The sequence below is a fragment of the Exiguobacterium sp. s160 genome, from assembly GCF_018617575.1.
In the GTDB taxonomy this organism is placed as follows: Bacteria; Bacillota; Bacilli; order Exiguobacteriales; family Exiguobacteriaceae; genus Exiguobacterium; species Exiguobacterium aestuarii_A.
This window is the reverse complement of record NZ_JACSKK010000001.1, coordinates 1,160,125-1,167,977: the sequence shown is the minus strand read 5'-3', so window position 1 is coordinate 1,167,977 and position 7,853 is coordinate 1,160,125. Positions and strand designations below refer to the sequence as shown.

General features: G+C 50.3%; 3 protein-coding genes. All 3 read left to right on the top strand.

The window, feature by feature from the left end; genetic code table 11:
• Positions 1 to 310: 310 nt before the first annotated feature.
• Positions 311 to 2,377: a bifunctional metallophosphatase/5'-nucleotidase gene (locus KNO86_RS05945; protein WP_214693948.1), complete on the top strand. Its 2,067-nt coding sequence runs from the start codon at positions 311 to 313 to the stop codon at positions 2,375 to 2,377.
• A gap of 221 nt (positions 2,378 to 2,598) precedes the next feature.
• The gene (locus KNO86_RS05940; protein WP_214693946.1) at positions 2,599 to 5,682 is read left to right on the top strand and encodes a CgeB family protein; all 3,084 of its coding nucleotides are present in this window, start codon (positions 2,599 to 2,601) and stop codon (positions 5,680 to 5,682) included.
• Entirely contained in the window at positions 5,679 to 7,844 is a 2,166-nt protein-coding gene (locus KNO86_RS05935) for a glycosyltransferase (protein WP_214693944.1), read from the top strand. Before KNO86_RS05940 ends, KNO86_RS05935 begins: the two co-directional genes overlap by 4 nt.
• Positions 7,845 to 7,853: the final 9 nt, after the last annotated feature.

Genomic DNA, 7,853 nt, shown 5'->3' with positions numbered 1-7,853 from the left:
AAAAACCTGAGCCCGGTTGAATACCGGACGCAGGTTCTAAAAGTCGCTTAACAAAATTATTTAGTGTCTAACTTTTTTGGTTCAGTTCAAATTGGTATCTTCTTTTTCAATTCCGGCAAGAAATAACGAAATATTTACAGAAAAGTAATTGTGTTATTTTGTGAGATTACGTATCTTTAAAGATGAAGTCTATATAGGTTTTGTAATCGCTTCCATTGGCTTGATGTCAGACATCTGTCAGTAGAGGTCAAAATCGAGGGTGTGACTTCGGTACGGTCGACTCATACATATTCAAAGGAGGAATATCTGCATGTTGAACTCGAAAACACTCAAGTTCTATCAAGGAATGCTCGCAGCAACGCTCACGGCATCGGTGATCGCCCCGGCGGTCGTGACAGAAGCGGCTCCGGCCAAAAAGACAATCAAGTTGAAGGCGGCGTTCGTCACAGACGGGGATCTTGACGCAGCGCTCGACAAAACGTATCAAGGTAACAAAATCTATTGGTACAAATCGACAGTCGACATGGACAAACTCGGTACATATCAAGTTGCTAAAGGATACATTAAATGGAAGAATCAGTACTTCGAGAAAAAAGTACGCGTCATTAACTATCCGAAAGCAATCATTCCTCCAAAAGGGGACTGGACGTTCAAACACGGTGAGCAATTGACTGGCCAGTTGAACACGCTTCAAATCCAATTCGTCGACCGTGTCCTCCGTCAACCGGTGAAGTGGACGAACCTTTCGACAGACAAGATTGGTGAGTTCGTGGCGACGGCTTCTTACACTCATAAAGGCCGCACTGTGACACTTGACGTTCCTTATAAAGTAGAAGGATACGACCTCTCAATCATGCATACGAACGATACGCACGCGGCGCTCAAATACGCTCCGAACCGTGCGACAGCTGTCAAACAAGTTCGTGCTGAAAAACCAGATAGCTTGTTGATCGATGCGGGAGACGTCTTCTCTGGTTCGCTTTACTTCAACGAGTTCAAAGGACAAGCTGACCTCAAGTTGATGAACTACATGAAGTATGACTTGATGGTACCAGGTAACCACGAGTTCGACCTCGGAACTGAAGAAGGACATAAAGAGTTGTCACAATTCGTTCGTTATGCGAACTTCCCGTTCGTCAGCTCGAACGTCGATTATTCTGGCGACCAATACATGAAGAACTTGTACCGCGATGAAACGACAGAGAAGGCTTACAATGGTCGTCTCTATGAAGGTGTCATCAAAGTGGTTGACGGGAAGAAAGTCGGATTCTTCGGTTTGACGACAGAAGAAACGGCTGACATCGCTAGCCCAGGTCCAATCAAGTTCCAAAACTATATCGATGAGGCGAAGAAAGCGGTCAAGGCGTTCGAAGACATGGGGATTCATCAAATCGTCGCGGTCTCACACCTTGGTTACAACGACAACCCGACAGTCGACAACGACTTGCTTCTTGCTGAACATGTTGACGGCATCGATGTCATCATCGGTGGGCACACGCATTCACGCTTGAGCGCACCTGTCGTCATCTCAGAAAATAAAACAGAGCCGACACTCATCGTCCAAGCCTTCCAGTACAGTGAGTTCCTCGGTACGCTTGACGTCGAGTTCGACAAAGACGGAAAAATCGTTTCGCATGCTGGTAAGTTGATTGACGTGAAAACGCTCGAGCCAGACGCTCGTGCGGTCTCACTTCTCGCACCATTTAAAGAAGATGTCGACAAGATCAGCAACGACCCAATCGGTGTCACGTTGACAGCGGCACTTGAAAACCCACGTGACGAAGGCGACATCGCAGCAACAAGTGTACGTAAGCAAGAGACAGCTCTCGGTAACTTGATCGCAGACGGTATGCTCGCGAAAGCGAAAGACTACGATGCAGACATCATCGCGGCAGTTCAAAACTCAGGTGGTATTCGTTCAAGCATCGACGCAGGTCCTGTCACGACAGGTGAAGTCATCACGGTCCTTCCGTTCGGTAACACACTTGCTGTTATGAACCTCAAAGGTTCTGAATTGCTTGCGGCACTCGAGCGCAGCGTGAGTGTTTACCCACGTGAGAGCGGCGGCTTCCTCCAAGTATCAGGATTGAAAGTCGAGTTCGACAGCTCGAAGCCAGCAAACGAGCGTATCGTAAAAGTGACATACAACAACGGAACGACGGATGTTGCCATCGATCCGAACGGTATGTACAAAGTTGCGACGAACTACTACACAGCAACGGGCGGCGACAACTATGTCGAGTTCGAAGCGGCATTCAAAGATGCACGTGTAACGGACCTCGGTCTTAGCGACTGGGAAAACCTCCGCGACCACATGCTTGACCTTGGTGAGATCACACCAACGGTTGAAGGTCGTATCGTCGACGTAGCAAAATAAGATGGTTCAATCAGGACATCCTTTACGGGTGTCCTGATTTTTGTTGTGAATTCAATCGAAACAAACAATATGTCCTCTTTGTATTCGATTTGTCATTCAGTTGATTTTGCCTTTTGAATTGAGCGTTTGCTATAATCAATGGGTGTCGAAACGTGATGTTTCAAATAACAGGGCATCGGCTAAAGAGAAAACGATGCCATAATGAATTTGGAGGAACCCCCATGAGTTGGAAACGAAAAGTGAAACGCGGTGTCTACCTAGGCATGCAGCGCGGCAAACGCATCGGTCGTCGGTTGATGAAAGGGACACAGACGCAAGTCCAGACGAGACAGTTCGTCGAGGTCGTCCCATCTTGGTACGCACGTACATCTGCAAACTACGAACTCGATGGTGCAGCGCTCGTTTCAACGATGGCTGAGAAGCAATTTTTGACGTATGGCGAACGTGCCTCGTCGTTCCGCGGCGTCCCTGGCCCGGATTCGTTCCAGCTCAATCCGTCGATTCGTGAATTTGACGCGAGCTTGAACGTTGAAAAGAGTGGTGACATCGAAGTCACGCTACTCGTGATGTTGTATAACGACGAAGAACGGACACGTGTCGTCCGTGTAAGTGACGGTGTCCGCACGACGGTCGCCCTTCGCGAAAACGAGACGAAGACACGCTTCGTCATTCAAACACAAGGTAAGGGGCGCGCCCTCATCCAATCACTCCTCGTTGATGGCCAACCGCTGTGGAACGTGGAAGGGATGGGTAGTGCCGTTGCCGATGCCGACTTTGACGCGATGATCGAGCTTGATGCCTCAACGCTTGAATTGATTTCTCCTGTTGGACGCATTGTCGACTTTTCAGACGAGGCCATCATCGTGACAGGACAAGGTAGCCAGTACGAGCATTACGGTGTGCAAGAAGCGGCTCTTCCACACGTGGATACGAAGCGCGGGATCGACTTCTCGCTTGCCGATATGGACGACTATGTCTATCGTTTCTATTTAAAAGGAGATGCGTCTCAAACGGCGAAAGCGACATTGTTTGTGGCGACGTATGCACACGGTGAGCGCGATCAACTGATTGAAGTGCCACTCGGCTTCAGTAACGTCTTGAGCCTGACACCTAGCCACGAGTCGGTCCGTTACTTCATCCGCTTCTACGGCGATGGGGCAATCTCAGACCTTAAGCTTGGTGTCATCCGTGAGAACAGCGTCCGTCGTACGGAACAGTTCGATTTAGATCCGACATATTGGACGATTCCGACACCGGAGTCGATTAAATTGAAACAAGATCCGAACGGTCTTCGTCTTGTCTTGGACATCGAGCCAGACGTGCGCCGTTATGTTTCTTATATGGAGACGAATAACCGCTTCACGGTTCTCCCGAAAGAGAATCCGTATACGGTCCGACCGAACCATCGCTATCGCGTCACAGTCGATGGCGAGCTCGGTGCGAACACAGGCGTCGTCCTTTATATCATTTCGTACTCGCTGACAGAACGATTGTCGATGCAACAAGTCCAACTCGGTAGCGAGAAGATTTTCGAGTTCGGAAAAGATGTCCGCTACCTCCGTTTCGCCCTTCGTGTGGATGGACAAGGTGAGACACTCGTCACAGGCATCCGCGTCAGTGAAGAAATTATCACCGACCGTACACAAGTACCGGAATGGGTGGACCCACGTGAGGCACGTCTGTTTGAGACGACACCACGTGAGTTGCATGAGATGAAAGTCGCGGCCATCTTCGATGAGTTCACGACGGCATCGTATCGTCCGGAGTGTGAGTTGATCACCTTCTCACCAGACGATTGGCCAGCCGTCTTGGCTGACCGCCAGCCTGACTTCCTCATGGTCGAATCCGCATGGAAAGGGAACGACAAGACGTGGGAGAAGAAGATCGTCAAGTATGGGACGAACACGTGGGAAGACCTCGATGCACTTCTTGACTGGTGCCGTCTGAACAACGTCCCGACCGTCTTCTGGAACAAAGAGGATCCGATTCACTACGATCGCTTCATCGAGACGGCGAAACGCTTCGACTTCGTCTATACGACGGATGCGAACATCCTCGAGAACTATAAGCGCGATTGTGGGCATGACCGTGTCGGCGCATTGCCGTTTGCGGCACAGCCGAAAGAGCATAACCCGATCCGCCTTCCGGGAACACGTGAACCGTACGCTTGTTTCGCAGGCTCTTATTATGCCAACCGTCACGAGTCGCGTCGAATCGACATGGATCGTTTGTTCGCAGCTGCTGACAAGTACGGTCTCGTCATCTATGACCGTAACTACGAGATGAACCAGCGCGGCGAGACGGACCAGCTTCAGTTCCCTGAACAGTTCCGGCAATCAATCCGCGGTAGCTTGAAATATAATCAAATCGCCAAAGCGTATAAGGGCTTCAAAGTCATGCTGAACGTCAACTCGGTCAACGATTCACCGACGATGTTCTCGCGCCGTGTCTTTGAAGGACTCGCGTGTGCGACACCGGTCGTCAGTACGCGTTCGGTCGGTGTTAAACAGATGCTCGGCGATTATGTCTTCCTTGATGAGGGCGATGAGATGCTCGAAGAGACATTCCGTAAACTGCTCACTGACGATGCGTTCTATGAGGACGTAGCGATGGGTGGCATGCGTCACGTGCTCAAGAACCACACGTACACGCAACGTCTCGCACAAGTCGTCAGCACGATCGGTCTCCCGTATCGCGTCGACCATCCGAAAGTCGCGCTCGTCGCATTCGTCCGCTCGACAGAAGAGATGAACCGTGTCGTCGACACGTTCCGTGCACAAGATTATGAGCACAAACATCTCGTCGTCTTCCTCGACAAGTTCGAAGGACATTTAGACGTATACGAAACATACAACACCGAGGATATCTCGACATTCATGCTCAGCTATTTGCCGCAGTACAACGCCTTGTCTGAAATCATGGACGGGTTTGATTGGATGGCCTACATTCAGACGGCAGATTACTATGGTCCTTCTTACATCTCCGACTACATGTTGGCGACGCGCTATGCGGAAGCGAACATTTTGACGAAAGAGGACTACTTCACTTGGAACGATACGCTCGAAAAGGTCGATTCGGATGGCACATATCGCTATGTGTTTGACGCGACTCCTTCACGTTCGATCATGAAGCCGGACGTTCTCCGCTTCTATAGCGTCCGGGAAGCGCTTGATGTTCTCGCGACAGACGCGACGCTGAAAGAGTTGGCTCAATCCGGTGAACGAATCTTTAGTACAGACCCGTATCAATATGTAAAAGCAGGGAGCGAGATGCCAACAGCAGTCGCTCAGGAGGTACAATTATGACGACACCACTTCGCGTCCTCCTTTATGGGGATGTCAACTTAAACTTGATTGACGGGTCGGCCATCTGGCTGACTTCCGTCGTCTCGATGTTGAAGCAGGACCCATCGATTCACGTCGATGTCCTCCTCAAACGCTCGATCACCAAACCAGAAGTCACGGCGGGCATCAAAGAGTTGCCGAACGTTCGCTTCATCGACTTGTTCGGAGCGAACTCACCGAAGAAAGGGATGCCTTATCACGAACGTGGCGTTCTTCAAGCGGATGAGGCGGCACAAGTGATCGATGAGCTGATGACAAAAGACGGTTATGACTTGGCGTTCGTCCGTGGATTCCAGTTGGCGTATGATTTGTCTCAATATGAACAGACGATGGCGAAGACATGGACATATATCACGGACTTCACACACGACCATACACAAGCGTCGGAAGAAGAACTCGCACGCCTTTGTCAGATTGCGTCGCGTTCGGCTCGTATGCTTTGTCAAACCGAGGCGATGAAGACATACTTCGAGTCGTTCTTGCCGACAGACCGCCCGTTCTTGATTTTGAATCCGATGATTCCGAATGGGAAAGGGACGCAGCCGACGTTCACGAAACCGAACGACCGCCTTGTCTATACAGGAAAGTTCGCGCCGCTTTGGTACACGACCGAGATTTTAGACGCGTTCGCGAAGTTACGCGAGACGTATCCGGCCGAGCTCCATATTGCGGGCGACAAGTTCAACCAAGACCCGAACAACCCGAACTTCAAACAAGAGACGTTAGCGCGTCTGAAATCAGAAGAGGGGATTCATTGGTTGAAAGGCATTCCGCGTGCGGACGTCGAGACGCTCATCGACCGTAGTGCGATCGGTGTATCCTGGCGTCACCCTGAACTCGACGCAAGTCTTGAGCTTTCGACGAAATTACTTGAATACGGTTCGCTCGGTAAACCGGTCCTCTTGAACCGTAACCCGATGCACGAACTCATTCTCGGGGAAGACTATCCGCTCTTCGTCAACTCGGAAGAAGCATTCATTGAGAAGGCGCATCTCGCACTTACGGACGAAGAGGTGTACGCTGAAGCGGCGAAGCGTCTCTATGAGATGTCGCAGTATTACACGTTCAGTAACACGTATGCACGTCTTCGTGACGAGCTTTGGTCGATGAAAAAGATTAATCTTCTCTTCGCTGGTCATGACTTCAAATTCTTGCGCCTGTTCATGGACTACTTCCAGAACAACCCGCGCTTCAACGTCTTGATTGACCAATGGGAAGGACATAAGATTCATGACGTGAATCACAGTAAGGCATGTCTCGAGCAAGCAGACATCATCTTCTGTGAATGGGGTCTCGGGAATGCCGTCTGGTACTCGCATCATAAGAAGCCGCACCAGACGATGATCGTCCGCATCCACCGCCAAGAGAAAGAAACCCCGTTCCCACGTGAATACAACCTTCATAACATCGACCGCATCATTTTAGTGTCGCCATATATGCTTGAGGAGATGTATCGTCTCTTCCGCATCCCGCGTCACAAGATGACGATGATTTATAACGCGGTCGACGGGAAGCGTCTCGTCCAACCGAAAGAAACGGAAGACTTGACGTTCCACTTAGGTATGATCGGGGTCAACCCGAAATTGAAGCGTCTCGATCTCGCGCTCGATATGCTCGAAACGTTGTTACAAGATGACCCACGATACAAACTCTTTATCAAAGGCCATCATCCAAACGACATCTACTGGATCAACAAGCGAGAAGACGAGCGTGCCTACTACGACCGCTTGCTCGAACGATTGGAGCAACCAATCTTCAAAGAGAGCGTCCGCTTCGATGGACACGGAGATGACGTTCCTGAATGGTTGACGAAAATCGGCTTCGTGCTGTCGACGAGTGACTTAGAAAGTTTCCACTTGGCACCGGCTGAAGCGATGACGTCTGGTACGTATCCGATCATCCGTCATTGGACGGGAAGTGAGACAATCTATCCGGACGATGTGTTGATGGAAAACGTGTTAGAAGGCGTCGACATCATCCGTTCGTTCAAAGGGGATTCAGCGCGTCTCTTGGAAGCGACAGAGGCCTATAAAGCGTATGCGCATCATCATTTCGCGATTGAAACGCTCGCTCCAAAATTAGAGGAGCTCTTACTAGCAGAACTGAATGCCGTCCATTCATAATCAGCAAGC

What these genes read in the sequence shown, in the direction of transcription:
- KNO86_RS05945 (WP_214693948.1), top strand. Translation starts at nt 311, where the DNA reads ATGTTGAACTCGAAAACACTCAAGTTCTATCAAGGAATGCTCGCAGCA.
- KNO86_RS05940 (WP_214693946.1), top strand. Translation starts at nt 2,599, where the DNA reads ATGAGTTGGAAACGAAAAGTGAAACGCGGTGTCTACCTAGGCATGCAG.
- KNO86_RS05935 (WP_214693944.1), top strand. Translation starts at nt 5,679, where the DNA reads ATGACGACACCACTTCGCGTCCTCCTTTATGGGGATGTCAACTTAAAC.